The following is a 25001-nucleotide window of genomic DNA, read 5'->3' as shown; positions in this document are numbered from 1 at the left end:
GCTGGCGCCTCGCGCGCGATCAGGGCAAGTCCGGGGCGCAAGATTCAGGGCGCAAGCTCCGGCATGGCTCTTGCGCGCAGGTGGTCGACGAAAGCCTGCGCCGAAGCGGGCAGGAGCGCGTAGTCGCGGATCATGATGCAGATCTCGAGACGGGACCATTCGTCGGCCAGAGGTATGAACACCAGCCGGCGCCTGGCGATTTGCGCGTCCTGCAGAAACATCGGGACTATGCCTATGCCCATTCCGGACGCGATCATCATGCAGACGGAATCGAAGCCGCGCACGCGGATGCGGGTCTTTTTCTCGCGCGCGGCCTGTTTGGCGGAATACTCCAGCAATTGGGCCAAGGCGCTTGAACGCGTCAGTTCGACCTGGTCGTATTCCAGCACCTCGCTGTAAGGGACGGATTCCCGCGGCGTGAACGGGTGCCCTTCGGGCACCACGACGGCCAGCTCGTAGCGCCGGTAGGGAAGGAACTGCAGTTGCTCGTTGGGGAAAATCCGCGGGCCGATGCCCACGTCGGCCCGCCCCTCGACGATGTGCCGCACGATCATGGGCGTGTCGTCCTCTTCCAGTTCCAGGCGGACCCGGTCGTGAATCCGGCTGAAGGATTCGATATCCAGCGACAGGCCGGAAAAGAGGGAGGACGAGCTCGTGCGCACGCGCACATAGCCGAGCACGCCATCGATGTATTGGGCCATTTCGGCCTGCAGCCGCTCGACCGCCTGCAAGACCATGCGGGCGTGGTGCGCGAACGCTTCGCCGGCGGGGGTGGGTTCGACTCCGCGGCGGCCGCGCTGGACCAGCGGAACTCGAAACTGGCTCTCCAGGTCGGCCAGGCGCTTGCTGATCGCCGATGAGACGATATTCTCGCGCAGCGCCGCCTTGGCGATGCTGCCCTCTTCAATGATCGCGACAAACATTCGAGCCGAGGTGATGTCCAGCCTGGCCGGGGGTTTGGCATCTCGTTTCACGATGGTGGGGGTCTCCAATGATCGATTCCGCGGCGGCTTTTACCGCCTACCATTGTAAGCAACAGAAAGGCGCATTCCGCTGCGTTTGAATCGGCTCCGCGCCGGCAGCGCAAGCAATATCACGGGAAACCACATGAGCATCCAACCATTGACCGGCATCCGCGTCGTCGATCTTACCCGCATTCTTTCCGGTCCGTTCTGCACGATGATGCTTGGCGACATGGGGGCGGACGTGGTCAAGGTCGAGGATCCGCCGGGCGGAGATCCGATCCGCCATATCGGGGCCGGCCATAACGAGCTGAGCTGGTATTTCGCGTCGTTCAACCGCAACAAGCGCTCGATATGCCTGGACCTGCGTTCGACGCAGGGCCTGGAGGCCCTGAAAAAGCTGCTCGGCACGGCGGATGTCCTGGTCGAGAATTTCCGGCCCGGCGTCCTCGAGAAACTGGGGCTGAGCCGCGGCCAGATTGCGCAGATCAATCCGCGGCTGATTGTCGCCAGCATCAACGGCTTCGGTTCGACGGGGCCCTACGCGGGCCGTCCGGCGTTCGATTTCGTGGTGCAGGCGATGAGCGGCTTCATGAGCGTCACCGGCGAGCGCGATGGCGCTCCGTTGCGCACGGGCCTGCCCATAACGGATCTGATTGCCGGCCTGTACGCCGCGTTCGGCGTCGTGAATGCGCTGCGCGCCCGTGATCTCACGGGGCAGGGACAGCGGGTGGAGGCGTCGATGATGAACGGCATCCTCAGCATGCTCGCCTATCTGGCATCCGATTTCCTCGCGACGGGCGCGGTGCCCGCCAAGCAAGGCAATGATCATCCCATCACCGCGCCCTATGGCCTGTTCATGACCGCCGACGGTCCTATAGCGGTGGCGCCCAGCACCGATGCGATCCTGCGCAGGTTCCTGGACGAACTGGGCCTGGCCGCGCTGCTTGAAAGCGACGATTTCAAGACCAACACCCAGCGGGTCGCCAACAGGAAAGCGCTGGACGGGCATATTTGCGCGAAACTCGCCGGCGATACCCAGGATAACTGGGTGCGCCGGCTCAATGCCCGCGGCGTGCCCTGCGGCCTCGTCCAGGACATCGGCGAGGCATTGCGCGACCCCCAGGTCCTCCATCAGGAAATGGTCATCTCGGTCGATCACCCCGGCCGGGGGCCTGTCGAGATGCTGGGTTTCCCTGTCAAGTTTTCGGATACGCCATGCCGCATAAGGCACCCGGCGCCCGATCTGGGCGCGCATGCGGCCGAAGTCTTCGAAGACTGGGGCATTCCCTATTCCTTAGCCGAACTGGAGGCCGCTTCCTGTCCGGGAGGCTGAGGCGTCCGACCTGAAGTACCGGGGCCTGCAAGCCCCGCTTATAAAAAAACCATTGGAGACAATATGAAAACCTTGCGTTCCTGCCTCACCCTCTTGCTGTGCGCCACGGCCCTGGCCGCCCAGGCCCAGACCTACCCGTCCAGCCCCATAAAGATGATTTCGCCCTTTCCGCCCGGCGGCGGAACGGACCTGATAACCCGCGTCCTAGCCAACAAACTGAGCGAGGCGAACAAATGGAATATCGTCGTCGAAAACAAACCCGGCGCCAACGGCGTGATCGGGCTCAACGACACCATCAAAGAGAAGGCCGATGGCTACACCCTGGTCGTCGGCCAGAAGGACAATATGATAGTCGCGCCCTGGCTGACCAAGGTCCACTTCGATACCCTGCAGGACTTTTCTCCCATTGCCTTGCTTGGCACGACTTCTCTCGTCATATTGACCGGGGCCGATTCGCGTTTCAAGAACTTCGGCGACGTGGCGCGGGCGGCCAAGGCCAAGCCCGACGAGATTTCCTTCGGCACCTCCGGGGCGGGCAGCCTTTCCCACCTGACCAGCGAGCTGCTGCGCAGCCGCGCCGGCATCGCCTTGCGGCATGTGCCGTACCGGGGCACGAGCCCGGCGATGACCGACCTGATGGGCGGCCATCTCGACCTGGCAGGCGGATCGATCGCGTCCGCCTTGCCGCTGATCAATTCCGGAAAGCTCCGCCCCTTGGCCGTCACCGGCCTGCAACGCAGTTCCAACCTGCCGGACGTGCCCACCTTGCTCGAACTGGGCATGAAGAACACCGACGTCACGGGATGGTGGGGGCTGCTGGGGCCGGCCGGCATGCCGGCATCCGCCGTGGCCAGGCTGCACGACGCGGTGAACCAGGTGCTCGAGCAGCCGGATGTGAAGCAGAAGCTGCTGGACCAGGGTGTGGAAGTCGCCTCGGACTCGACTGAAGGATTCGCCGCCTTGATAAAGAAGGACTATGCGGATTGGAAAGCCATCATTGCCGAAACCGGCGTAAGGCTGAATTGACCACGAACCTAAGCGCAAGCCTCGCCCTTCAGGGCGGAGCCCTTCATTACGGAGCATCAATATGAATCAAGTACTCGCCGCTGAATCCGTCGCGCCCGCCGCGAACGGCAGGATCCAGGTCACCGAAGTGGGCATGCGGGATGGCCTGCAGATCGAATCCAGGCTGATCCCGGCCGAACAGAAGATAGACCTGCTCAACGACATGATAGCCAGCGGCATCTCGCATATCGAAGTGACCTCCTTCGTGTCGCCGAAGGCCGTGCCGCAGCTGGCCGACGCGGAGCAGGTAATCGGCGGCATACGCCGCCGCGAGGATACCTACCTGATGGCGCTGGTGCCGAACCTGCGCGCCGCCGAAAGGGCCGCAAATACTTCCGTCGATGGCGGCGTTCTGCTGTGTTCGGCTTCGGAAACCCACAACCGCAAGAACTTGAACCGCGGCATCGATGAATCGATAGCGGCCTTCGGCGAGGTCGCGGCATGCCTGCGCGCGGCTGGAATCGAGCCGCTGGGCGGGCTTGCCGTCGTATTCGGCTGTCCATTCGAAGGCGACGTACCGGTGCGGGACGTCCTGAGGCTGGCGCAAAGCTATGCCGACCTGGGCATTCATCATGTCACCCTGGGCGATACCACCGGCATGGCCACGCCCGTCAATGTGCGCAACGTTATCCGGACGCTGCGCGGCGAACTTCCGGACATCGACATCACGCTGCATCTGCACAACACGCGCGGCGTGGGCCTGGCCAATGTGCTGGTGGGCCTGGAAGAGGGCGTGCGCCGCTTCGATGCTTCGGTGGGAGGGCTGGGCGGCTGCCCCTTTGCGGCTGGCGCCACGGGCAATATCTGCACCGAGGACCTGGTTTATCTGCTGCAGGAGAGCGGCTACGAAACCGGCATAGATCTCGACAAGGCCATAGCCGTGGCCCACAAGATGGAGCGGCTGCTGGAAAAGCCGCTGGCCGGGCAAGTCATGCGCGCCGGCCCCCGGCTGGCCCTGCACGCCGCGGATGCCGTGCGCACCGCGGCGGGCTGAGGACGGCCCTCAGGGCAGGTCCGGATGCGCTTTCAGGGGCGTGTCGTCGCGTATCGGCACGGTCTGGCGTTCTATCATGCGGTGGACGCGCGGCGGCTGCGCGCCGCGGTGCAGCGCCAGTATCCTGTCGAAAACCTCGGCATCGGCATGGGTGCGCCGCTGATGGTGGCGGACGTATTCCACCCAGGTCGGCACATGGTAGCTTTCCGTCCAGATGCGCGGGTTTTCGAGGTCGCGCAGCAGCGACCATTGGCGCGCCCCGTCCCGGATGCGGATGCGGCGGCGGCGAGCCATCAAGGTCAGGAAGGCGGGAATGTCTTCCTGCGCGATTTCATAGTCCAGCATGATCATGATAGGGCCGCTGCGCGGCTTCAGGTCCAGTTGCAGCTGCGGCTCGTTGAAGCGGTCCAGCGGGTCCAGGTTCAGCGTGCCGAATTCCGGCAAGGCGAAGCGCAGCCCGACCATGGCTCCCAGGACGAGCACGACACCCGACGCCATGAGCGCCCGGTCCACGCCGTAGGAATCGGCGATGACGCCCCAGAGCCAGCTGCCCGCGGCCATCCCGCCAAAGGTGGCGGTCTGATAGAGCGCAAGAGCCCGTCCGACGACCCAGCGCGGCGTGGAGAGCTGCACCGTCACGTTGAAGAGCGACAGCGTCAGCACCCAGCAGGCGCCGGCGGGCAACAGGGCCAGACAGCTCAGCCATACATCGCGGCTGAGCGCGAGCATGACCGCGCTCAGCGCGAACGCCAGGAATGTCGCGCGCACGATAGCCTCATTGCGCCAGCTCTCGCGGATGCGCGCATTGAGCAATGCTCCGCCTATGGCGCCGAATCCGAAACAGCCGAGCATGATGCCGTAGGTCAGGGCGCCGCCCTCTATGAGGTCGCGCGCGGCCAGCGGCAACAGCGCGAGGACCGAGATCGCGGCAAGCCCGAAAAGAAAGCCCCGGAACAGCACTTTCAGGAGGTTGGGAGACATGGCGATATAGCGCAGGCCCGCCGAAATGGCGCTGCCGAACGCTTCGCGCGGCAAGCTGCGCGGCGTCCGCTGCGGCTTCCATTGTGCGAGCGCCCGGATCAGGGCGATGTAGCTGAATGCATTGAGGGCGAATGCAAACGCCGCGCCGGCCACCGCGACGATCAGGCCGCCGACGGCGGGTCCCACGCTGCGCATGAGGTTGTAGCTCATGCTGTTGAGCGTTACCGCGCCCGGCAGATCCTCGCGCGGAACGATGTCGCCCATCGAGGCCTGCCATGAGGGATTGTGCAGCGCCGTGCCGCAGCCGATAAAAAAGGTGAAGGCCAGCAGCAGCCAGGGCGTGAGCATGCCGGCCACGGCGAAGATCGCCAGCCCGGCCGACACCAGCATCATCAGGATCTGTGCCGCCAACATGATGTTGCGGCGGTCGAAACTGTCGGCGAGCGCTCCGGCGGCGAGCGAGAAAATCATGACCGGCAGCGTGGTCGCCGCCTGCACCAGGGCCACCATGTCGTCCGAGTTGGAGATCGTCGTCATCAGCCAGCCTGCCGCTACTGCCTGGATCAGGCCGCCAAGATTGGATGCAAGCGTGGCAGTCCATAGCGCACGGAAGGTGGCGTGTCGAAACGGAGCCAGGGGCGATGCTCTTTGGGGTATTTCGAAATCTCCTGTGCGCATGCCGGCGGCGCGCATACGGGCCTCTCGGGAGCGTGGGCCAACTTTTCACGCCGGATTTATTGTAGCAGCGGAACTGCGCTCGCAGATTGGCGCTATGAAGCCCAGCCGCGCGGCGCATTTTTCGCAGGCATGCCTGGTATGGCGTTTAAGCTACGATATTGATGATTTAGAAATATTTTTATGCCTCTTCGCCCCAAACAGCATGTAAAACAATTGCCAATTACGCTTATGTCTTCCGCCAAGATTCAAACCGACTCGCCCGTCCCGCTCTACGCGCAACTCAAGGAAATCCTGCGGGCCGAGATTCTCAATGGCGGCTATCTGCCGCATAGCCGCCTGCCGTCAGAACATGAACTTGGCTCGATATTCAGCGTAAGCCGCATCACGATTCGGCAAGCATTGGGAGATCTGCAGAAAGAGGGCCTGATCTTCAAAATTCACGGCAAAGGCACATTTGTTTCACAGCCCAAGGCCTTCCAGAACATTACCTCGCTGCAGGGCTTTGCCGAAGCCATGTCGCAGCAGGGCCATCAGATCCTCAATCGGGTCACTGGATTCAAGCATATGGCGGCGCCGGATTACGTCGCGCAGCGCTTGAATATTCCCATCGGCGCGCCCCTTACTGAAATCCGCCGCATCCGCATGCTTGACCGGGTTCCTGTTTCCATGGAGATCACCTATCTGCCGGAGGCGGTGGGCAAGCGCCTGTCGAATGCCGATCTGGCTTCTCGCGATATCTTCCTCATCCTGGAGAATGACTGCGGCATCCCCTTGGGAAAAGCCGATCTGAGCATCGATGCCACATTGGCCGACGCGCATCTTGCCACCGCATTGAATGTGGATGCAGGCGCAGCCATCTTGCGCATCGAGCGCCTGACGCACGATGCCCAGGACAACCCGATTGATTTTGAGTATCTCTATTTCAGGGCGGATGTCTTTCAATACCGCCTCCAGCTCGACCGGCACCACGCGCCCCGGATGGATCCGGAGACATAACAACTTCTTACATATATACATGTAAAAACAATAGTTTGGTATTGCCGCCTCTCTTCATAAAATCTTGTCATTGCTTGATATGACAAGTTGGGGCGGGTTATCCGCCAGAACACATGTGAGGGGTTGTCGTGAAATTTATCTATGCTTTTATCGCGGTGGGCTTTTCCTTGCTCGCGCCTGCGGCCGCGGCGGAAACCATCCGCGTCGCCATCGGCACCCAGGACACCACCATCAACTGCGCCGCCGGCGGTCTGCTCATCCGCGAGCTGGGCCTGCTGCAGAAGTACCTGCCCAAGGATGGCAAGTACAAGGATGCGAAATATGAGATCGAGTGGAAGAACTTCACCAGCGGCGCGCCCTTGACCAATGAGATGGTCGCCGGCAAGCTGGACTTTGGCGCCATGGCCGATTTTCCCGGCTCGTTCAATGGCGTCGCCTTTCAGGAAGCCGGCAAGCAAAGCCTGTTCATCAGCGTGCTATCCGGCAGCATCAAAGGCAGCGGCAATGGCATCGTAGTCCCGGCTGCTTCGTCAGTACAGTCGCTGGAGCAGCTCAAGGGCAAGACGATTTCCGTGCCGTTCGCCTCCACGGCCCACGGCATGCTGCTGCGCGCCATACAGAATCTCGACTGGGACCCGCAGAAGGACGTGCGCATCATCTCTCAGGCGCCGGAGATAGCCGGCTCGGCGTTGCGCAGCAATCGCATAGACGCCCATGCCGACTTTGTGCCATTCGCAGACCTGTTCCCCAATCGCGGTTTCGCCCGCAAGATCTTCGACGGTTCGCAGACCGGCGCGCCGACCTTTCATGGAGCGCTGGTCGATGCCGGCTACGCCGCCAAGTATCCGGAGATTGTCGTCGCCTACCTGCGCGCCGCAATCGAGGCCGACCAGCTGCTGGCCGCCGAACCCGAGAAGTACAGCGAACTGATCGAGAAGGTCACCGGCATCGAGGCCGAAGTCAATTATCTGTTCCATGGCCCGCTGGGCCTGCAGACGCGCGATATGAGCTGGAAGCCCGAATACCGCCAGGCGGTGGCCACCTCGATCGACACGCTCAAGCTGCTCAAGCGCACCAGCCGCGACCTGGACACCGCAAGCTTTATCGATGACCAGTACATCCGCGCCGCCTTCGAACAGGCCGGGCTGGATTACGGCAAGCAGTTGTCCAACTATGCGCAATTGCCGCTAGCCGGCACGGACGCATTGACCGGCAGGCCGATCATCGAGTTCAAGCGCCTGGCGCAGATATGGGTGCGCGGCGAGGACAAGGTGCGCCACTATGCTTCTCCCGAGTCGGCGCTGGGCGCCCTGGCCAAGTTGGAGGGAGAAGGCAAGGATATTCGCGCCTTTTACACGCAGGCCGCGGACAGCGGGATCAAGCTGCTCGCCAGCCAAGCCTGGTTCGTGCGCAATACTCGGGGCGAGCTCAATGCCTTCCTGCTCAAGGACCAGGCCGAACAGTATGCCCGGCAACATGGCGGCATAACCCTGGATTTCGTCAGCGCCGCCAGCCAGCAACGAGCGGCCAGCCGCTAACGGGCCTCGTTCAGGCTGCGGAGTTCTCTATGAGAGTTTTATCTGATGCATTCGCCCGCTGGGCCCTGCGCTCCAGTTCGCTGCTGGCTTGCCTGCTGTTCTGGCATGTCGCCTCGAGCCAGCGTCTCGACATGGGCTTGGTGACTTTCACCTATGTTCCGACTCCGTCCGCCGTGTTCGATGCGGCATGGGCGCTGATCGAATCCAACGAACTGTTGCCGCATCTGACCAGCAGCCTGAGCAGGGTGTTCCTCGGCTACTTGTCGGCGGCTGTCGTTGGCGTAACGCTGGGCCTGGCCATCGGCCGCTCCAGGTGGGTGGAGGACACGCTGCTGCCGCCCCTGGAGGTGCTGCGGCCGATACCGGCGGTGGCCTGGATTCCGCTGGCTATTCTGATGTTTCCTTCGTCGGAGCTGTCGATGGTGTTCATTACATTCACGGGCGCTCTGTTCCCCATCCTGCTCAACACTATCCATGGTGTGGAAGGCGTCGACCCGCGCTTGATCGCTTCGGCGCGCAGCCTGGGAGCCAAGCGCCCGGCGATCTTGCGCGAGGTGATACTGCCAGGCGCTTCGCCCAGCATCGTCACCGGCCTGGCCATTGGCATGGGGACATCCTGGTTCTGTCTGGTCACTGCCGAGATGATCTCCGGCCAGTTCGGCATCGGCTACTACACATGGGAGTCCTACACGATCCAGAATTACGCCAACATTGTCGTGGGCATGCTGCTGATCGGCCTGCTCGGCATGGGCAGCAGCGTGCTGGTCAAGCGCCTGGGTGCTCTAGCCACTCCCTGGTACATCCTCCGGGAGAAAGCCTGATGAGCTCCCATGCGCGAGCCCTCGAGCCGGGGCGTATTGATATCGAGCGCTTGTCCATTCTCCTGGGCCAGGGCAATCAGGCCTTCGAAGCGGTGCAAGGGCTGACCTTGAGCGTTGAGCCTGGCGAGTTCGTCTGCATTCTCGGCCCGTCCGGCTGCGGCAAGTCCACTCTGCTGGGAGCCTTGGCCGGCCATTTGAAGCCCAGCGGCGGTTCGCTGCGGGTCGATGGAGAGGCGGTGGCCGGGCCCTCGCCGGAGCGTGGCATGGTATTCCAGCACCACACCCTGCTGCCCTGGCGCAACGTGCTGGACAACGTCGCCTTTGGCTTGAAAATGCAGGGACGGGGCAAGGCCGAGCGCAGGCGCCAGGCGAATGAGTTTCTCGGCCTGGTGGGCCTGCAGGATTTCATTGGGCGCTGGCCCAACCAGCTTTCTGGCGGTATGCAGCAGCGCGCCGAAATCGCCCGGGTGCTGATCAACCGTCCACGCCTGCTGTTGATGGACGAACCTTTCGGCGCCCTGGATGCGCAGAGCCGCTTGCATATGCAGGAACTGTTGCTGGATATCTGGACGCGTATCCGCACCACAGTAGTGTTTGTCACTCATGACATAGACGAGGCGCTTTTCCTTGCCGACCGCGTTCTGGTAATGAGCTCGCGCCCCGGGCGCTTTATCGAGGATCTGCGGCTGGAGTTTTCCCGGCCGCGCCGGACCGAACTGGTCACCAGCCTGAAATTCGTCCGCTTGAAACGTCATTGCCTGGAACTGCTGCGCCACAAGGACGGCAGCCAATTGCCGCGCCTGACCCCGCTGGGATTACCCCTGGACAACAAGCAAGCCCGATTCGCCGTTTGAATCGGGGCCAGAAGGCCTGCAAAAAAGCTGCATGCCTGGCTGGAAACTGGAGCAACTTTTCGATGGAAACACGTAATATCGACGTCGATATCCTCATCATTGGCGGTGGGACGGCCGGGCCCTTGGCCGCCATCAAGGCGAAGAAGAAAGCACCGCAGCTGCGCGTGTTGCTGCTTGACAAGGCCAACGTCAAGCGCGCCGGCGCCATTGCCGAAGGCATGGACAGCGTCAACAACGCCGTCATTCCCGGCTTTGCCACGCCGGAGCAGTATGTCAAGGAAATCACCATCGCCAACGACGGTATCGTGAACCAGCATGCGATCAACGCCTACGCGGTGCGCAGCTTCGACATGATCCGCGAACTGGATGACTGGGGAGTGAAATTCGAGAAGGATGAAACCGGGGAGTATGCGGTAAAGAAAGTGCATCATCTGGGGGCTTATGTGCTGCCGATGCCGGAAGGCTACAACATCAAGAAGGTCATCTTTCGCCAGCTGCGCAAGCACGGCGTGCAGATATCCAACCGTCTCGTCACTACGCGCCTGCTGGTTGGCGACGATGGCCGCATTGCCGGGGCCATGGCGCTGGACTCGCGCAGCGGCGAATTCGTTGTCATCCGGGCCAAGGCCGTCGTATTGTGCACCGGCGCGGCGGGACGGCTGGGCTTGCCCAGTTCCGGCTATCTGTTTGGCACTTACGAGAACCCCACCAATGCCGGCGACGGCTACAGCATGGCCTACCACGCCGGCGCCGAGCTGTCCGGGCTGGAGTGCTTCCAGATCAATCCGCTTATCAAGGATTACAACGGCCCGGCCTGCGCTTACGTGACCGGACCGTTCGGCGGCTATACAGTCAATGCAAAGGGCGAGCGATTCATCAAGAGCGACTACTGGAGCGGCCAGATGATGCTGGAGTTCTGGCGCGAGCTCGAAGGCGGCAACGGGCCGGTGTTCCTCAAGCTCGACCACCTCGCGGACGAAACGATAACGCGCATCGAGAATGTGCTGCACATCACCGAGCGGCCGACGCGCGGCATATTCCACGAAGGGCGGGGCGTCGATTACCGCTCCGACCTGGTCGAGATGAGCATTTCGGAAATCGGGCTGTGCGGAGGGCACAGCGCGTCCGGTGTCTGGGTGGACGAACATGCCCGCAGCACAGTGCCTGGGCTCTATGCGGCCGGCGATCTGTGCAATGTCGCGCACAACTATATGCTCGGCGCGATGGTGTTCGGCCAGATCGCGGGGGAGGACGCGGTGGACTTTGTCGACGGCAAGGACTGGGCCGGCTTTGCGGCGGACCAGATCGAGCGCGAACGGGAGCGCGTGTTCGCGCCGCTGCTGCGCGAAACGGGGCTGGCGCCGGCAAAAGTGGAGTACAAGCTGCGGCGCATGGTCAACGATTACCTGCAGCCGCCCAAAGTGACGCGCAAGATGGAAATCGGCTTGCAGCGCTTCGCCGAGATCAGAACGGATCTGGCTTCGCTGAAGGCCGGCAATCCGCATGAACTGATGCGCGCGGTGGAGCTGTCCGCGATTCTCGATTGCGCCGAACTTGCCGCCCATGCCTCGCTGTACCGCACTGAAAGCCGCTGGGGCCTGTATCACTATCGCATCGATCATCCCGAGCGCAACGACCGCGACTGGTCGGTATTCGTCGAAGTCAAGAAAGGCGCCGACGGCCGTCCGCACTGCTTCACGCGGCCGATCCCGCCATACCTGTATCCCATCGATGCTTCGGAACGCGACGCCTACGGCCATCTGCGTGTCGATGCGCCGGAAACCGTCTGAGAGGCCTGCCCATGTCTACCGCCCTTACTTCCGATACTGTTGTCGCTGGCCCCGCCGCCGCGCCCGCCGGATCCTTCGATACTATCAATGGCAGCGTCGTCTCCGTCATCGTCAACCATGACAAGTGCATCGCCGGCAAGGGCTGCCGTGTGTGCATCGATGTCTGCCCGACGGACATACTGGCATTCGATATAGCCGATGGCAAGGTCAAGATGGTCTACGACGAATGCTGGTATTGCCTGCCCTGTGTGCATGACTGTCCGACCCAGGCCATTACCGTCGAAATTCCTTATCTGCTGCGCTGAGGCCTATATGCCTGAACATGCGATTGCCGGCATTGTCGCCGCCACCCCCGAACTTGCGCCGTTGCTGGCGCTGCTTGTACACCCCGATGCCGAAGTCCGGCAGCTTGCGCTGCGCGAGGCCATCGATCTGGTGGACGAGGACAACGTGGCTGTGTTCGTGTGGGCCAGCCATGACCCTGCGGCCCAGGTCCGCCTCGAAGCGCTGCGGGCGCTTGAGGGAACGGTCCAGCCGGAAGGTATCGAGGCCATGCTCGCCGCGCTTGCGGATGGCGACGCCGCGGTGCGTGGCGCGGCTGCGGAATCCCTGGCGGAAATCCGCGACCCGGCCGCCGGGGCTGCGCTGATCGCGGGCTTCGAGCGTGCCGCCGCACCGGCGCGCGCGGCGATACTGTCCGCCCTGCGCAAGCTGCGCCTGCCACAGGGACTGGCCTTGGCGCTGCGGGCATTGGAAGATCCCGCGCCCGAAACCCGCCGACAGGCCGTCGGCGTGCTGGCATACCTGCGCGATGCGCGCGCCCTGCCGCAGTTGGCCGCAGCGGCGGGCGACGGGGAAGCGCCGGTGCGCCGCGCTGCGGTTGGCGCATTGGCCTACGCCAGCGGCGAAGAAGCCGCCACGGTCCTGCCGGCCTTGCTCGCCGCGCTGCGTGATGAGGATTGGCAAGTGCGCGAAGAGGCCGCCGTGACCTTGCGCAAGCTGCAATTGCCCGACGCCGCCGATGGGCTCATGGCTGCGCTGGAAAGCGACCCTTTCTGGCAGGTGCGCCTGAAGGCGGCGATATGTCTCGGCGTCCTGCGGGAGCGCAGGGCCTTGCCCGCCTTGCAGGCGGCCCTGCGCCATGAAATCGGCAATCTGCGCAAGGAAGCCGCGGCTGCATTGGGAGAGATAGGCGACGCCGCTGCCTTGCCCGCCCTGCGCGCCGCGCTCGCCGATACCGATGTAGAGGTATGCAAGGCGGCCGCCAGCGCCTTGCAGCGCTTGAGCGAACCGGCTGCTCAGGAGGCTTGAATGGCGCGTTCCACATTGGCTTCCATGGCGCGGGCCGGCAAGCCGGGCGCAGCCGGCGGCTGGGACGCCAGGCTGCGCCGTGTCGGCGACACGCTGCAGCGCGGCCAAACCGCCATCCGCATTGCGCAGTGGCTGTTTGTGGCGATCTACCTGACCCTGCTGCTGGCGCCGGCGCTGGCTCCATTATGGCCCGCGCATGAACAGATGCTGGCGCGCGTGGCGCTGATGGCCGAGATCCTGTTTTGGGGCGTATGGTGGCCGTTGGTAATACTTTCCATGATGCTGGTCGGCCAGTTCTGGTGCGGCCTGCTCTGCCCGGACGGAACGCTGACCGAATTTGCCAGCCGGCGCGGGCTGGCGCGCAAGATTCCGGCCTGGATGCGGCGCGGCGCGCTGCCTATCGTCCTGTTCGCGATGATCGTCTCATACGAACATATTGCCGGCTCGCGCCATAGTCATGGCGGGACCCTGCTGGTGCTCGGCTCGATGTCGCTGGCCGCGCTGGCGACGGGCTTGCTCTATGGGCGCGGCAAGCGGGTCTGGTGCCGCTATGTGTGTCCGACCGGCGGTGTGTTTTCCTTGCTGGCGCGCTGTGCGGCCCTGCACTTCAAGGTAGACCGCGAAGCTTGGGACAGCGCATTGCGCCCGGTGCCGCGCGCGGTGGATTGTCCTCCGCTGCTCGATGTGCGCCGCTTGATCTCCAACGAAAAATGCAATATGTGTGGCCGTTGCAGCGGCCATCGCGATGCCGTGGCGCTGTCGCGACGGCCGCCAGGCCATGAAATCGCCACCTTGCGCCGCGAAGAGGTCCGCTTGTGGGAAGCCGCCGGCATCCTGTTCGTGTTGATAGGCCTGTTCTACGCTGGCGTGCACTGGCCGGCCAGTGTGTGGTTCGGCCGCCTGAACGCATCCGCTGCCGGGGCGCTGGCGCGGCTCGGCGCGGCCGATACCGTACCGCCGTGGTGGTTATTCGAGGCCCGCCCTGGCATCGCGGCGTCGTGGAGCGCGCTGTTTTCCGCCTGTGCCAGTGTATTGGCGATGGCCCTGGCGCTGGGCGCCGCCGTCGCCTTGCCATTGTTTGCCGCCGCGCGCGGGCAGTTGATCGAAGCCGGCCGCCTTGTCTACGGCCTGCTTCCGCTGGCGGGACTGGGCCTGTTTCTTGGCGCGCTGGAGCACTCTTTCGTCCTGCTGAGGGGCGCCGGCATCACGCTGGAGGCCATGCATGTGTACGGAGTGCGCGCCGTCGTATTGACGGCGGGGGTCGGGTGGAGCTCGTGGCTGGGCATCCGCCTGCTATCGCACGACGGCACGCGCCGCGGCAGGTGGATGCGGGGCGTTTCCTTTGCTTGCTACGGCATGGCCATCCTGCTGCTGGCCTCGGCCTACCAGTGGGCGCCGATCACCCCAATGGCATAGCCTGTCTTATCCAATGGAGCTTGAATATGGCGCTGCTGATTACCGATGAATGCATTAACTGCGATGTGTGTGAGCCGGAGTGCCCGAACAGCGCAATTTCGGAAGGCCCGGAGATCTTCGAGATCAACACCGACCGCTGCACCGAATGCGTCGGCCATTACGAAACGCCGCAATGCGTCGCGGTCTGTCCCGTGGATTGCATCATTATCCACCCCGAGCATGTCGAAAGCCGCGAAATGCTGCTGCGCAAATACCACAGGCTCGTTGCCGGAGAAGGGCGGGAATAGCGCCTGGCCGTCCGATTCATTCATCGGAGCCGCCATTCAGGATCCACATCCAGTCCCGGCCCGAGTTCATCATCTTGGGCTATATGCGCCTGCGTGCGGCAGGGCGTATTCGGTCTCTTGCCGCCCCATGGCGGAGCTGCTCGGCGCGAATGCCTTTCATTTAAGTGTATACATAATAAAACCCTAGGCAATCGGATCGCCTTGCTATTAGTGTCGACTCTTTCTGCCCTCTGCGCCATATGGATTCTGAGCGCAGAAAAGGGAAATCTCACGTTATCTCAGCTGTTTGGCGGTATGAAGATGCTTTTTTTAGCTCGGCAATCGACAGCCTTCTTACGCCAGCGTCCAATAAAATGTATACATTTACTATAAATATCTATGGACAGCAGCGAAATATCTCGATAGTATTCAGGCCTAGTGAATACACTTAAGCGGATAATGGTATGGCAGGCTGAAGAAAAAAGCTTTGCCCCTTCGAGATTATGAATAGCAACGACACGATATGGCAATGAAACCGCAACGCCCGGACGTGGGCGCGGAGGGGGATCTCCTGCCGCCGCTAGCGGGGATCCGTGTACTGGCCCTGGAGCATGCTGTCGCCGGCCCTGTATGCACCAGGCATCTGGCGGACCTGGGCGCGGAAGTGATCAAGATCGAGCGTCCGGACTGCGGCGATTTTGCCCGTCACTACGATGATTTCGTTTTCGGCAATTCGAGCTTCTTCGTCTGGCTGAATCGGGCAAAAAAAAGCCTTGCGCTGGATGTCAAGGGAGAGGGCGCGTCCGCGGTATTGGAACGGCTGGTCGCCAGTGTCGATGTGGTGGTGCAGAATCTCGCGCCCGGCGCGGCAGCCCGGCTGGGTCTGGGCTATGACGCTATTGCCAGCCTCAATCCGGCTTGCGTTCTGGTCGATATTTCCGGATATGGAGAGAGCGGTCCCTATGCCCGGAAGAAGGCCTATGACATGCTGGTGCAGGCCGAAGGAGGCTTCATGAGCGTGACGGGAACCGAGGACACTCCCGCGCGCGCCGGCATATCCATAGTGGATCTGGCTACCGGTATGTATGCACAGTCCGCCGTCCTCGCCGCCTTGCTGCGCCGCGCCCGCAGCGGTCGCGGGGCAAACGTGAAGGTGGCGATGCTCGACGCCCTGGCGGAGTGGATGATGCATCCGCTTTATCGCCATGCCTACAACCAGTCCATGGTGCCGCGGTTTCCCGACAATCATCCCGCCATCGCGCCATATGGCCTGCATGCGACGCAAGATGGCTCGGTGCTTTTCAGCGTACAGAATGAACGCGAATGGCTGCTGTTCTGCCGCATTGTATTGGGCCGGCCGGAGCTGGCGGCCTGCGCAGACTATGCCACCAACAATGCGCGGCGCACGCACAGCGCGGCGCTGACGGCGCTCATCGAGCGGGATTTCTCGAATAAGTCCACCTCCGCCGTGACGGCGCTGCTCGATGAAGCAGGCATCGCGAACGGCAGGTTCAACGATGCCAAGGCATTGTGGAACCACGAACAATTGGCGGCGCGCGATCGTTGGCGCGAAATCGGGGTGCCGGGTGGGCACACCATAAGGGCGCTCCTGCCGCCTGTCACCTTCACCGATGTCGAGGCGGTCATGGGCGATGTGCCGGAACTGGGAGCCCATTCGGCTGAAGTGCTCCGGGAATTGCGCTTCACGCCGGCGGAGATTGACCGGCTATATGCAGACGGCACAGTCGCATAGCGCCGCGCCGCGGTCCGGGACACTGGAATGCGAAACATCAACACTGAGGAGAAGGAAATTGCGCTTTGACTATAAAACACTGGAGATTACCCGAGAGGGGCATTTGCTGGTGGTTGTACTGAACCGGCCCGAGTCCGGCAATGCTTTGAATACCGCGATGCTGGAGGAGGTCGTCGACTTGTTCGGTTCGCTGTATGTGGACCCGGGCGACGTGCGCTGCCTGCTGCTGACGGGGGCGGGCGACCGGATCTTTTGCGCGGGTGGCGATCTGAAGGAGCGCAACAATATGACGGACGAAGAGTGGCGCCAGCAGCATGCGCTTACTGAACAGATGATCCGTCACATGCGCGAGTGTCCCGTGCCCATCATAGCCGCGATCAATGGCGCGGCGTTTGGCGGCGGCTGCGAACTGGCGGTCGCGGTGGATTTCGCCTACGCCTCGGATAACGCGAAATTCGCATTGCCGGAAGTGACTTTGGGCATCATGCCTGGCGCCGGCGGTACGCAGAACCTGCCGCGTGCTTGCGGACTGCGCCGCGCCAAGGAGATTACGTTGACCGGATCCTCTTTCACGGCGCAGGAAGCGCTCGACTGGGGCATTGTCAACAAAGTCGTTCCGCAAGCGGAGCTGATGGGCGTGGCCCGTGCCACGGCCACCAAGATCTGCGGCAATGCGCCCGTTTCGGTGCGGCAGGCGAAAAAATCGCTGAATGCGGCAAGCGATCTGGATTTTTCATCGGGCTACCGCTACGAACTGGAAGCGTACTACCGCATGATCCCCATGAAGGATCGCATCGAAGGCGTACGGGCCTACAACGAGAAGCGCAAGCCGCAGTTCACCGGCGAGTGAAATCGCTCACATAGACATATGCAGCCAGGAAGAAGAGGAATATATGAGTACAAAGAAAGGTTGGAGCGGCCGGTATTTCGAGGATTTCGAGGTGGGCGACACGTATTTCCACCCCATGGGCAGGACTGTTCTGTCGGCCGATAATTCGTGGTTCACGCTGTTGACTCAAGCCCAGTCGCCGGTGCATTTCGATCATTACTATGCGTCGCAGACGGAATTCAAGAGGCCCCTGGTCAACTCGACGTTCATCGTAGCCCTAGTCACAGGCCAGAGCGTCACCGATTTATCCCAGAATGTCTTTGCGAATCTGGGATGGGACGAGGTCAGGCTGCCCGCGCCGGTTTTCGAGGGCGACACCATTTATTCGAAATCCGACGTGCTGGAGTTGAAATCATCGCAGTCGCGGCCGAACGTCGGCATCGTCAAAGTGCTTACCCAGGGCTATAACCAGGATGGCAAGGTGGTGCTGACATTCAAGCGTTCAATGATGGTGTACCGCAAGGGGCAGGGCCCCAGCATTCCCCGCCCGGAAATACAGGCATAAGCCCAAAATCTATTCAACGGAGACAGTAAATGATATCAAAGACTTCCCTGGTCGCCCTCGCCCTGGCGCTATGCGTCCCGGCAGCGGCCGGCGCGCAGCAATCCTATCCAAATCGGCCGATCCGCATGATCGTCCCTTATGCGGTGGGCGGTGGAACCGACTCGGTGGCGAGGCTCCTGGCCAGCAAGATCGGAATGGGGCTGGGACAATCGGTGGTCGTGGAGAACAAGCCCGGCGCCGGCGGCATCATTGGCGCGGGTCTGGTCGCGGCGGCGCCCGCCGATGGGTATACGGTCTTGTTTGACGCCGCGCCGTTTGTCGTCAACCCCGCGCTGCGCAAAATGACTTTCGACGCGAAAACGGACTTGACCCCGATCGCGCAGGTGATGACGGCGCCCGACGTGCTGGTGGTGGCCGCCGATGCTCCTTATAAGGACTATGCCGAGTTCCTGAGTTATGCCAAGAGCCATCCCGGCAGGCTGACATACGCCTCTGCCGGCGTGGGCACAGGCCAGCACCTGGCGGGAGCGCTCTTCAACACGCAGGCGCAGGTGGAAATGCTGCATATTCCTTATAGCGGCGGCGGCCCGGCTTTGACCGCGCTGCTGAGCGGCCAGGTATCGTGCTATTTCGCCAATGCGGCGTCGGCGACGAAATTCATCGAAGCGGGCAAGCTCAGGGCGCTTGCGGTGACTTCCGCCGCGCGGTCGCCTAGCCTGCCCAATGTGCCGACGCTCAAGGAAATGGGCTTGCCCGATTTCGACGTGACCGAATGGGCGGGTGCCTTCGTTCCCGCGGGAACGCCAAAGGCTATCGTCGACCGGTTGGCCAAGGAGATCAGCGTGGCCACCGCCGATCCGGCATTCAGGTCCAGCCTCGCCTCCATGGGTGTGACGCCCGTAGGCAACACATCAACGGAGTTCACCGCTTTCATCGGCACCGAACTCGTGCGCTGGGCCGAGGTGATCCGCCTCAATAAAATCACATTGGAGTAGCGCATGAGCAAGCCCGCCAACGTCTTCATCATGGAAGTCGGCCCCCGCGACGGCTTGCAGATGCAAACCGCCGTGCTATCGGTCCAGGACAAGATAGGCCTGATCGAGCGCCTGGCGGCGGCCGGATTGCCCGCCATAGAGGTCGGGTCGTTCGTCAATCCGAAAAGCGTCCCCCAGATGGCCAATAGCGGGGAAGTCTTTCACGGCCTGCCTAGCGGCGGAGCCGTGCAGTATCACGGCCTCTGGCTGAATGCGAGAGGGCTGGCGCAGGCGCTGGAAAATGGCCGGGTAATGGTGACGGGCAAGCTCATGCTTACCGCCACGGAAACTTTCTCAATGAGGAACACCAACAAGTCGATTGCCCAGACGCTCGAAGGCTTTCCGGCCTGGATCGACCAATACCGCGCGGCGGGAATCGAAACCGATGATCTGCATATCCTGGCGGCATTCGGATGCAATTTCGACGGCGCCGTCAGTGCCGGCCGGGTCGTGGACCTCATTGCGCGCGGCGAAGTGGTCATGCGCCAGCATGGCGCCAGGTTGAAGCGGATATGCCTGGCCGATACGATGGGCTGGGGCAATCCGCGGCAAACCCGGGCGCTGATCGGGGCTGTGCGCGAGCGCTGGCCCGATCTCATCATCAAGCTTCATTTGCACGACACGCGCGGGATGGCGATAGCCAATGCGGCGGCGGCAATAGAGATGGGGGTGATGGAGTTCGACGCATCGATTGGCGGGCTGGGCGGTTGTCCCTTCGCCGGCAACCGCGGAGCTGCCGGCAACATCTGCACGGAAGATCTGGCCTTTCTGTGCGCTGAAATGGGCCTGGAGACCGGCATTGATCTCGATTTGCTCGTCGAAGCCGCATGCTATGCCGAAGCGCTTCTCGGGAGCACACTGCCGGGCAAGGTCATGAAAAGCGGCAGTCTGGCGCGTTACCGCAGCCGGACGGCATAAGGAACCGGGCGCTTTCGCGCTGGATCATTGGCCGCGGGGCCTATCCGCCGTTTTCAGGCATGGGCACGTCGACCGCGCTATCTTCGCTGTCTTCGCCGAGCAACTCCTCCAGCTTCTTGCGCGCGCATAGCACATTCGACCTGGCCAGCGCGGAAGCCAGCTCGGCGTTGCGGTCGTACAGCGCCTGGGCAAGAAAGATGTGGTCTTTGGCCGATCGCGCCACTCTGGCCCTGTCCGATAACACCAGCCTTTTAAGCAGCAGGCTGCGCAGCACCAGCGTATCCAGTATCCGCTGGAGCGTGGTGTTGTGGGCCAGTTGCGTCATTCTTTCATGGAAATGCACATTGGCCCAGTAAAAATGTTCGCTGTCGCTATCCGAGGCCGCCCTTTCGATTTCGGGAATGAAGTCCAGCAGATCCTGGAGTTCTTCATCCGTGGCATGTATCGAAGCCTCCGCGGCGACGATGCCCGCGATCGCGGCCCGCACGCCATATAGCTCCTTGATATCGGAAAGCGTCATGATCGCTACGCGAGGACGGCGCCGCGGAGGCACTTCCACCAGCCCTTCTTTTTCAAGAAGCAGGATCGCCTCCCGCGCGGGAGTGCGGCTGCTGTTGAAATGGCGGGCCACTTCCACCGAGTTCAGATCGCTGCCACGCTTGCGTATACCGTAAAGTATCTCGGCGCCGACCATGGACGCGATTTCTATGACGAGTGACGGCTGATCGTTGTTCTTGGCGATAACCCGTTGAACGATCGTCCGCAGACGCTTGAGGGGCTCGGGAGCCGTGGAATAAAATTCAGGGTCGAGTGCGGTAGGCTTTTTTTCCATTTGTCTGTCGGAAACTCCTGGTGTTCAAACTGACCCGTATCGTACTGTGGTCCGCGCCGCGTTGCACGAATAGAAGAATTACCGGCGGCGGCTGCCATGATACCGCGTCCCGACTCCCTGAACTGGCCATGAACGCCAATATCGGTTTACTGCCTTCAGCCAAGCCATTGCACCGTGGAAGGAAAGATCCGCTGGAAGGCCTCGGCATATTCAGGGCAACCTTTGGCGGTAGCTCCTCTTATCAACGGACGAGCGCGTCCAGGAGGCCGATCTGCTCCGCCAGCGGAAGGCTGGCGTCCATGATGGGAACGCGGCCGTCCTGGACTGCCGCGGGTCGTTGCAGGGCGCCGGTGTAAGCGTCCCAATGGTCGAGTTTCCATTGGTCGCGCGGGTCGGCCCGGCTGGCAATGCGTTCTCTGCGAACCGCCAGAGGCAATTCCAGCCACACATGGCGCAGGCGCGCTTGCGCGGGGAGCCCTAGCGCTTCTGTGGAAAACAGGGCGGATGATGCCAATTCCCGGCTCCACGGCCCGGGAAAGACCACATTCAAGCCGAGTTCGAGCTGGTCCTGGGCAATGCGCAGCGTGCTCAGATATTCGAGATCGCGCACCTTTTCCTTGAACAGCGGGCTGTCCCGGTCGTTGGCGTCCTGCCCCAGCGCTTTCAGGAAAGGCCCCGACCAGCGTTCACTGACCACATCTTTGTCCAGGACGCACCAGGCAATGCCCCTGTCGCGCTGCTGCTCAATGAAATGGCGAGTCAGGAATGATTTGCCGGTTCCGGCGTGGCCCAGGATGAAAAGGGCGGTCGTATTGATCATGGATAGGCCTGAAGTTCAAGGAGAGCATGACAGTGATCATAATCCCCAACGAGGTTTGGCCATTCACTATGCGCAGCCCGCATGGCTGCGCATCTGCGTCACGAAATGCGCGGCGGCAGGGGAAAGGCCTTGATTCTGGCGGGTGATGAGATGTATGGGCTGCAAGCGTATGGACAAATCCACCGGCAGTACCCGCAGGACGCCCAGGCGCCCGTAGTGGTCGGCCAGGGAAGCGGGCATCACGGCCACCATGTCTGAAATTTCCAGCAGCGCGGTGGTGACGATGGTCGAAGCCGTTTCGGTGATGTTCAGCTGCGTGGTCACGCCGGCTTCCTGCAGCGCGGCTTCGAAACGGATGCGCTGGGGCGCGCCGGGCGGCTGAAGTATCCACTCCATGGCCATCAGGTCGCCAAAGGAAACGCTGGCCCGCGCGGCGAGCGGGTGCGAGGCGCGCGTCACCACGACCAGCGCCTCCTCCAGCAGCGGGGCGCTGACATAATCGCCTTCGCTGTGCCCCTGTCCCTGGGTCAGGCGGCCCAGCACCAGATCGACCTCGCCGCGCGCGAGTTGGCGGATCATGACGTTGCTGGTATCCACAGTGACCGAAACCGCCACGCGCGGATGGCGGCGCTTGTATTCGCCCAGCATGGGCGCCAGCAGCTGGGGTATGGCGCCCGGCACGCTGCCTATCCGCAGCGTCCCTTGCAGGCCGGAGTGCAGGGCCACCATTTCCTCGTGCATGAAGCCGAAATCGATCAACATGCGCCTTGCATAGCGGACCAGGACTTCCCCGTAGGGTGTGGGCGCCATGCCGCGCGCCTGGCGTTCGAACAGCGGCACGCCGAAGGTGTCTTCCGCCTGTTGCAGCAGCTTGCTGGCGGCGGGCTGGCTGATGTTCAAGGCGGCCGCCGCGCGGCCCAGATTGCGTTCGGCATCGAGCATGCTGAGCAGCGCCAGTTGGCGGGTGCGCAGGCGCAGCAGCAGGGAGGGCGGAGGAGAGGCGTCGGACATACCGCATTATATATAAATGTATATGGATAGTTCGTGAAATTCTATTGGAATGGAATGTCTGATTCCTTTAAGCTTTCCCCAGCCCCCGGATACACAGGAGGATCAATAGAAAAGGAGACCCTTCATGACATACCGTTCCCTGCTGCACGCTGTCCTGCCCTGTGCGCTGGCTCTGGCCGCGCTGGCCGGCCCGTCCATCGGCGCCGCGCAAGAATTCCCCAGCAAGCCCATGCGCATCCTGGTCGGCGCCTCCCCGGGCGGCGGCACGGATATTCTGGCGCGCGTCCTGGCCGAAAAATTCTCCGCGGGCCTGAAGCAGGCCGTCGTGGTGGAAAACCGCCCGGGCGCCTCGAACACGATCGCCGCGGGCCTGACCGCGCGCGACGAACCCAATGGCCTGACTCTGCTGGTCGCCACCAATACCGGCCAGGCGATTGCGCCGCACCTGATCAAGCTGTCCTATGATCCCCTCAAGAACCTGCAGCCGGTAGGGTTGGTGGCGATCATGCCCAATGTGCTGGTGGTGTCCAGCAGCTCCCCCTATAAAAGCGTGCAGGATGTCCTGGCCGCCATGAAAGCCAAGCCGGGGGAATTGAAGTTCGCCTCCTCCGGCGTCGGCAGTACGCAGCATGTCGGCGCCGAGGCCTTCAATCTGGCCACGGGCGCAAAATCCATCCATATTCCCTACAAAGGCAGCTCGCAGGCGCACATGGACGTCATTTCAGGCCAGGTCGACATGATGTTCGACTCCACGTCGTCGGCCATGTCGCAAATCGTCGGCGGCAAATTGCGCGCCCTGGCGGTCACTTCGCCCAAGCGTTCGGCCGCCCTGCCCGATGTTCCCACGCTGGCGGAACAGGGAATAACCGGCGCGGACGTCAATACCTGGTACGGCCTTTTCGCGACCGGCGGCACACCGCCCGCCATCATCGCCAGGCTGCATGACGAACTGACCAAGAGTCTTGAAACCCCGGAGGTGCAGGCCCGCATCAAAGCGCTGGGGGGTGAGATCGAACTCATGAGCGTCGAACAGTTTGCCGCGATGAACCAGAAAGAATACGACCGCTACGGTCAATTGCTTGTCGATTCCGGCATCAAGAAAGAGTAAAGGAAAAACCATGAGTATCAAACGCCCCCGCCTTGCCGTCCTGTTGGGCGACCCCGCCGGCGTCGGCCCGGAAATGGCCGTCAAGCTGCTGGCGCGCCAGCACAACCGGGATGCGGCCGACCTGCTGCTGATTACCGATCCGGCAATGCTGGCGGATGCGCAAGCCGTTGCCGGCATGGAGATCGACACGCTGGTCGTCAAAGACCTGGAGAGCGTGCGCTATGAGCCCGGCCGGGTGACGGTGCTGGAACACGACTGGCTGCGGGGCAAGCTGCCGGCGCGCGGCGAGTGCACCGTCGATGCGGGCCGGGCTTCTTTCCTGGCGCTGGAGGCGGCGCTGGACGCCGTCAAGCGAGGCGAATGCGAAGGCATAGTCTTCGCGCCCTTGAACAAGCATTCCCTGCGGCTGGGCGGCCTGACCGAGGAAGACGAGCTGCGCCACATACAGCAAAGCCTGCAGGTGCCGGGCTTCGTCTCCGAATTCAACATCACCGGCGACTTGTGGACGTCGCGCGTCACTTCGCATGTGCCGATACGCGAGGTGGCCGACCTGATCACCCGCGAAGGCATCTGCGAGGCCGTGAAAATCGTCGACGCCGCGCTGCGCCAGGCGGGCGTGGCCAAGCCGCGCATCGCCGTATCGGGGCTCAATCCCCATGCCGGCGACGGTGGTTCGATCGGGATGGAAGAAATCGAGGTCATCGCGCCCGCGGTCAAGCAGGCGCAAGCGCTGGGCCTGGACGCGCGCGGCCCTTATTCGCCCGACACGGTCTTCATCGCGGCCCGCCGCGGCGACTTCGATGCCGTCGTGTCGATGTTCCACGACCAGGGCCAGATCGCCATGAAGCTCATCGGTTTCGACCAGGGTGTCACGCTGCATGGCGGCCTGCCGGTGCCGGTGGTGACTTCGGCCAGCGGCAGCGCGTTCGATATCGCGGGCAAGGGCATCGCCAATATCGAGGGGCTGCAGCAAGCCTTCGATCTATGCGTACGCATGGCGGCCAATCAGCAGGCGCAGCCGGCCGGGCGATAAGGCGCGGAGCCGGGCCGGCCCAGCGCCGCGCCTGGCGCGCGCCGGCGCAAGCGGGCATGCCACCGACGGGGCATATCCGCCGGCCCGCCG

At 62.6% G+C, this 25001-nt stretch carries 24 protein-coding genes; 19 read left to right on the top strand and 5 right to left on the bottom strand.

All coding sequences use genetic code 11. From position 1 onward, the window contains the following. Positions 1-44 precede the first annotated feature (44 nt). Positions 45-974 carry a LysR family transcriptional regulator gene (locus tag BUB23_RS15750; protein ID WP_143161004.1) on the bottom strand — a complete coding sequence of 310 codons (930 nt, stop codon included), beginning with the start codon at positions 972-974 and terminating at the stop codon, positions 45-47. 133 nt (positions 975-1107) lie between these two features. Between BUB23_RS15750 and BUB23_RS15745 the strand changes: the two genes are divergently transcribed. From BUB23_RS15745 to BUB23_RS15735, 3 genes are all read left to right on the top strand, one after another. Next, the gene (locus BUB23_RS15745) at positions 1108-2298 is read left to right on the top strand and encodes a CaiB/BaiF CoA transferase family protein (RefSeq protein WP_073104428.1); all 1191 of its coding nucleotides are present in this window, start codon (positions 1108-1110) and stop codon (positions 2296-2298) included. A gap of 63 nt (positions 2299-2361) precedes the next feature. After that, entirely contained in the window at positions 2362-3324 is a 963-nt protein-coding gene (locus BUB23_RS15740; RefSeq protein WP_073104426.1) for a Bug family tripartite tricarboxylate transporter substrate binding protein, read from the top strand. Positions 3325-3385: 61 nt separating this feature from the next. Further along, positions 3386-4357 carry a hydroxymethylglutaryl-CoA lyase gene (locus BUB23_RS15735; protein WP_073104423.1) on the top strand — a complete coding sequence of 324 codons (972 nt, stop codon included), beginning with the start codon at positions 3386-3388 and terminating at the stop codon, positions 4355-4357. 9 nt (positions 4358-4366) lie between these two features. Here BUB23_RS15735 and BUB23_RS15730 read toward each other — a convergent pair whose 3' ends face one another. Further along, complete coding sequence (locus tag BUB23_RS15730) at positions 4367-6016, bottom strand: MFS transporter (protein ID WP_218599024.1); 1650 nt, start codon at positions 6014-6016, stop codon at positions 4367-4369. Between the two features lie 228 nt (positions 6017-6244). Here BUB23_RS15730 and BUB23_RS15725 point away from each other — a divergent pair, with 228 nt between their 5' ends. The 14 genes from BUB23_RS15725 to BUB23_RS15660 all read left to right on the top strand — a co-directional run bounded on the left by BUB23_RS15725 (position 6245) and on the right by BUB23_RS15660 (position 20107). Continuing rightward, entirely contained in the window at positions 6245-7012 is a 768-nt protein-coding gene (locus tag BUB23_RS15725) for a GntR family transcriptional regulator (RefSeq protein ID WP_073104421.1), read from the top strand. A gap of 128 nt (positions 7013-7140) precedes the next feature. Beyond that, on the top strand, positions 7141-8550 hold the full coding sequence (locus BUB23_RS15720; RefSeq protein ID WP_073104419.1) for an ABC transporter substrate-binding protein: 1410 nt from the start codon (positions 7141-7143) through the stop codon (positions 8548-8550). A 29-nt stretch (positions 8551-8579) separates the two neighbouring features. Continuing rightward, complete coding sequence (locus BUB23_RS15715; protein WP_073104415.1) at positions 8580-9371, top strand: ABC transporter permease; 792 nt, start codon at positions 8580-8582, stop codon at positions 9369-9371. After that, positions 9371-10225, top strand: coding sequence for an ABC transporter ATP-binding protein (locus tag BUB23_RS15710; RefSeq protein WP_073104411.1), 855 nt, complete (start codon positions 9371-9373; stop codon positions 10223-10225). The genes BUB23_RS15715 and BUB23_RS15710 overlap by 1 nt, the downstream gene beginning before the upstream one ends. Before the next feature lie 62 nt (positions 10226-10287). Beyond that, positions 10288-12015, top strand: coding sequence for a fumarate reductase/succinate dehydrogenase flavoprotein subunit (locus BUB23_RS15705; RefSeq protein WP_073104408.1), 1728 nt, complete (start codon positions 10288-10290; stop codon positions 12013-12015). 11 nt (positions 12016-12026) lie between these two features. Further along, on the top strand, positions 12027-12320 hold the full coding sequence (locus BUB23_RS15700) for a 4Fe-4S dicluster domain-containing protein (RefSeq protein WP_143161003.1): 294 nt from the start codon (positions 12027-12029) through the stop codon (positions 12318-12320). A 7-nt stretch (positions 12321-12327) separates the two neighbouring features. After that, the gene (locus BUB23_RS15695; protein ID WP_073104406.1) at positions 12328-13326 is read left to right on the top strand and encodes a HEAT repeat domain-containing protein; all 999 of its coding nucleotides are present in this window, start codon (positions 12328-12330) and stop codon (positions 13324-13326) included. Further along, entirely contained in the window at positions 13327-14742 is a 1416-nt protein-coding gene (locus BUB23_RS15690; RefSeq protein ID WP_084136058.1) for a 4Fe-4S binding protein, read from the top strand. It begins immediately after the preceding gene. A 26-nt stretch (positions 14743-14768) separates the two neighbouring features. Then, positions 14769-15029 carry a YfhL family 4Fe-4S dicluster ferredoxin gene (locus tag BUB23_RS15685; RefSeq protein ID WP_073104403.1) on the top strand — a complete coding sequence of 87 codons (261 nt, stop codon included), beginning with the start codon at positions 14769-14771 and terminating at the stop codon, positions 15027-15029. A 508-nt stretch (positions 15030-15537) separates the two neighbouring features. Next, entirely contained in the window at positions 15538-16761 is a 1224-nt protein-coding gene (locus BUB23_RS15680) for a CaiB/BaiF CoA transferase family protein (protein ID WP_073104400.1), read from the top strand. 58 nt (positions 16762-16819) lie between these two features. After that, the gene (locus BUB23_RS15675) at positions 16820-17611 is read left to right on the top strand and encodes an enoyl-CoA hydratase/isomerase family protein (protein ID WP_073104397.1); all 792 of its coding nucleotides are present in this window, start codon (positions 16820-16822) and stop codon (positions 17609-17611) included. Positions 17612-17654: 43 nt separating this feature from the next. Further along, positions 17655-18155 (top strand): MaoC family dehydratase, encoded by a 501-nt coding sequence (locus tag BUB23_RS15670; RefSeq protein WP_073104394.1) that lies wholly within the window; start codon positions 17655-17657, stop codon positions 18153-18155. A gap of 29 nt (positions 18156-18184) precedes the next feature. After that, positions 18185-19150 (top strand): Bug family tripartite tricarboxylate transporter substrate binding protein, encoded by a 966-nt coding sequence (locus BUB23_RS15665; RefSeq protein WP_073104391.1) that lies wholly within the window; start codon positions 18185-18187, stop codon positions 19148-19150. A gap of 3 nt (positions 19151-19153) precedes the next feature. Continuing rightward, entirely contained in the window at positions 19154-20107 is a 954-nt protein-coding gene (locus BUB23_RS15660; protein ID WP_073104388.1) for a hydroxymethylglutaryl-CoA lyase, read from the top strand. Between the two features lie 40 nt (positions 20108-20147). Here BUB23_RS15660 and BUB23_RS15655 read toward each other — a convergent pair whose 3' ends face one another. The 3 genes from BUB23_RS15655 to BUB23_RS15645 all read right to left on the bottom strand — a co-directional run bounded on the left by BUB23_RS15655 (position 20148) and on the right by BUB23_RS15645 (position 22770). Continuing rightward, entirely contained in the window at positions 20148-20939 is a 792-nt protein-coding gene (locus BUB23_RS15655; protein WP_084136056.1) for a GntR family transcriptional regulator, read from the bottom strand. 241 nt (positions 20940-21180) lie between these two features. Next, positions 21181-21759, bottom strand: coding sequence for a P-loop nucleotide/nucleoside kinase family protein (locus tag BUB23_RS15650; RefSeq protein ID WP_073104386.1), 579 nt, complete (start codon positions 21757-21759; stop codon positions 21181-21183). A 66-nt stretch (positions 21760-21825) separates the two neighbouring features. Continuing rightward, complete coding sequence (locus BUB23_RS15645; protein WP_073104384.1) at positions 21826-22770, bottom strand: LysR family transcriptional regulator; 945 nt, start codon at positions 22768-22770, stop codon at positions 21826-21828. A gap of 124 nt (positions 22771-22894) precedes the next feature. Here BUB23_RS15645 and BUB23_RS15640 point away from each other — a divergent pair, with 124 nt between their 5' ends. Both BUB23_RS15640 and BUB23_RS15635 read left to right on the top strand, forming a co-directional pair. Then, positions 22895-23878, top strand: coding sequence for a Bug family tripartite tricarboxylate transporter substrate binding protein (locus BUB23_RS15640; RefSeq protein WP_073104382.1), 984 nt, complete (start codon positions 22895-22897; stop codon positions 23876-23878). Positions 23879-23888: 10 nt separating this feature from the next. Further along, on the top strand, positions 23889-24911 hold the full coding sequence (locus tag BUB23_RS15635) for a PdxA family dehydrogenase (RefSeq protein ID WP_073104378.1): 1023 nt from the start codon (positions 23889-23891) through the stop codon (positions 24909-24911). The last annotated feature ends 90 nt before the right edge of the window (positions 24912-25001 follow it).

Origin of the sequence: Pollutimonas bauzanensis (assembly GCF_900129885.1) — a bacterium.
Taxonomy (GTDB): domain Bacteria; phylum Pseudomonadota; class Gammaproteobacteria; order Burkholderiales; family Burkholderiaceae_B; genus Pollutimonas; species Pollutimonas bauzanensis.
The sequence above is the reverse complement of the archived record's forward strand: the minus strand, read 5'-3'. Positions and strand labels throughout refer to the sequence as shown.

Excerpts from the sequence above, each read along its gene's own strand:
- BUB23_RS15640 (WP_073104382.1), top strand. The coding sequence starts at position 22,895 with ATGACATACCGTTCCCTGCTGCACGCTGTCCTGCCCTGTGCGCTGGCT.
- BUB23_RS15735 (WP_073104423.1), top strand. The coding sequence starts at position 3,386 with ATGAATCAAGTACTCGCCGCTGAATCCGTCGCGCCCGCCGCGAACGGC.
- BUB23_RS15690 (WP_084136058.1), top strand. The coding sequence starts at position 13,327 with ATGGCGCGTTCCACATTGGCTTCCATGGCGCGGGCCGGCAAGCCGGGC.
- BUB23_RS15745 (WP_073104428.1), top strand. The coding sequence starts at position 1,108 with ATGAGCATCCAACCATTGACCGGCATCCGCGTCGTCGATCTTACCCGC.
- BUB23_RS15710 (WP_073104411.1), top strand. The coding sequence starts at position 9,371 with ATGAGCTCCCATGCGCGAGCCCTCGAGCCGGGGCGTATTGATATCGAG.
- BUB23_RS15660 (WP_073104388.1), top strand. The coding sequence starts at position 19,154 with ATGAGCAAGCCCGCCAACGTCTTCATCATGGAAGTCGGCCCCCGCGAC.
- BUB23_RS15665 (WP_073104391.1), top strand. The coding sequence starts at position 18,185 with ATGATATCAAAGACTTCCCTGGTCGCCCTCGCCCTGGCGCTATGCGTC.
- BUB23_RS15715 (WP_073104415.1), top strand. The coding sequence starts at position 8,580 with ATGAGAGTTTTATCTGATGCATTCGCCCGCTGGGCCCTGCGCTCCAGT.
- BUB23_RS15705 (WP_073104408.1), top strand. The coding sequence starts at position 10,288 with ATGGAAACACGTAATATCGACGTCGATATCCTCATCATTGGCGGTGGG.
- BUB23_RS15730 (WP_218599024.1), bottom strand. The coding sequence starts at position 6,016 with ATGCGCACAGGAGATTTCGAAATACCCCAAAGAGCATCGCCCCTGGCT.
- BUB23_RS15685 (WP_073104403.1), top strand. The coding sequence starts at position 14,769 with ATGGCGCTGCTGATTACCGATGAATGCATTAACTGCGATGTGTGTGAG.
- BUB23_RS15740 (WP_073104426.1), top strand. The coding sequence starts at position 2,362 with ATGAAAACCTTGCGTTCCTGCCTCACCCTCTTGCTGTGCGCCACGGCC.
- BUB23_RS15725 (WP_073104421.1), top strand. The coding sequence starts at position 6,245 with ATGTCTTCCGCCAAGATTCAAACCGACTCGCCCGTCCCGCTCTACGCG.
- BUB23_RS15680 (WP_073104400.1), top strand. The coding sequence starts at position 15,538 with ATGAAACCGCAACGCCCGGACGTGGGCGCGGAGGGGGATCTCCTGCCG.
- BUB23_RS15700 (WP_143161003.1), top strand. The coding sequence starts at position 12,027 with ATGTCTACCGCCCTTACTTCCGATACTGTTGTCGCTGGCCCCGCCGCC.
- BUB23_RS15635 (WP_073104378.1), top strand. The coding sequence starts at position 23,889 with ATGAGTATCAAACGCCCCCGCCTTGCCGTCCTGTTGGGCGACCCCGCC.
- BUB23_RS15695 (WP_073104406.1), top strand. The coding sequence starts at position 12,328 with ATGCCTGAACATGCGATTGCCGGCATTGTCGCCGCCACCCCCGAACTT.
- BUB23_RS15645 (WP_073104384.1), bottom strand. The coding sequence starts at position 22,770 with ATGTCCGACGCCTCTCCTCCGCCCTCCCTGCTGCTGCGCCTGCGCACC.
- BUB23_RS15650 (WP_073104386.1), bottom strand. The coding sequence starts at position 21,759 with ATGATCAATACGACCGCCCTTTTCATCCTGGGCCACGCCGGAACCGGC.
- BUB23_RS15655 (WP_084136056.1), bottom strand. The coding sequence starts at position 20,939 with ATGGAAAAAAAGCCTACCGCACTCGACCCTGAATTTTATTCCACGGCT.
- BUB23_RS15670 (WP_073104394.1), top strand. The coding sequence starts at position 17,655 with ATGAGTACAAAGAAAGGTTGGAGCGGCCGGTATTTCGAGGATTTCGAG.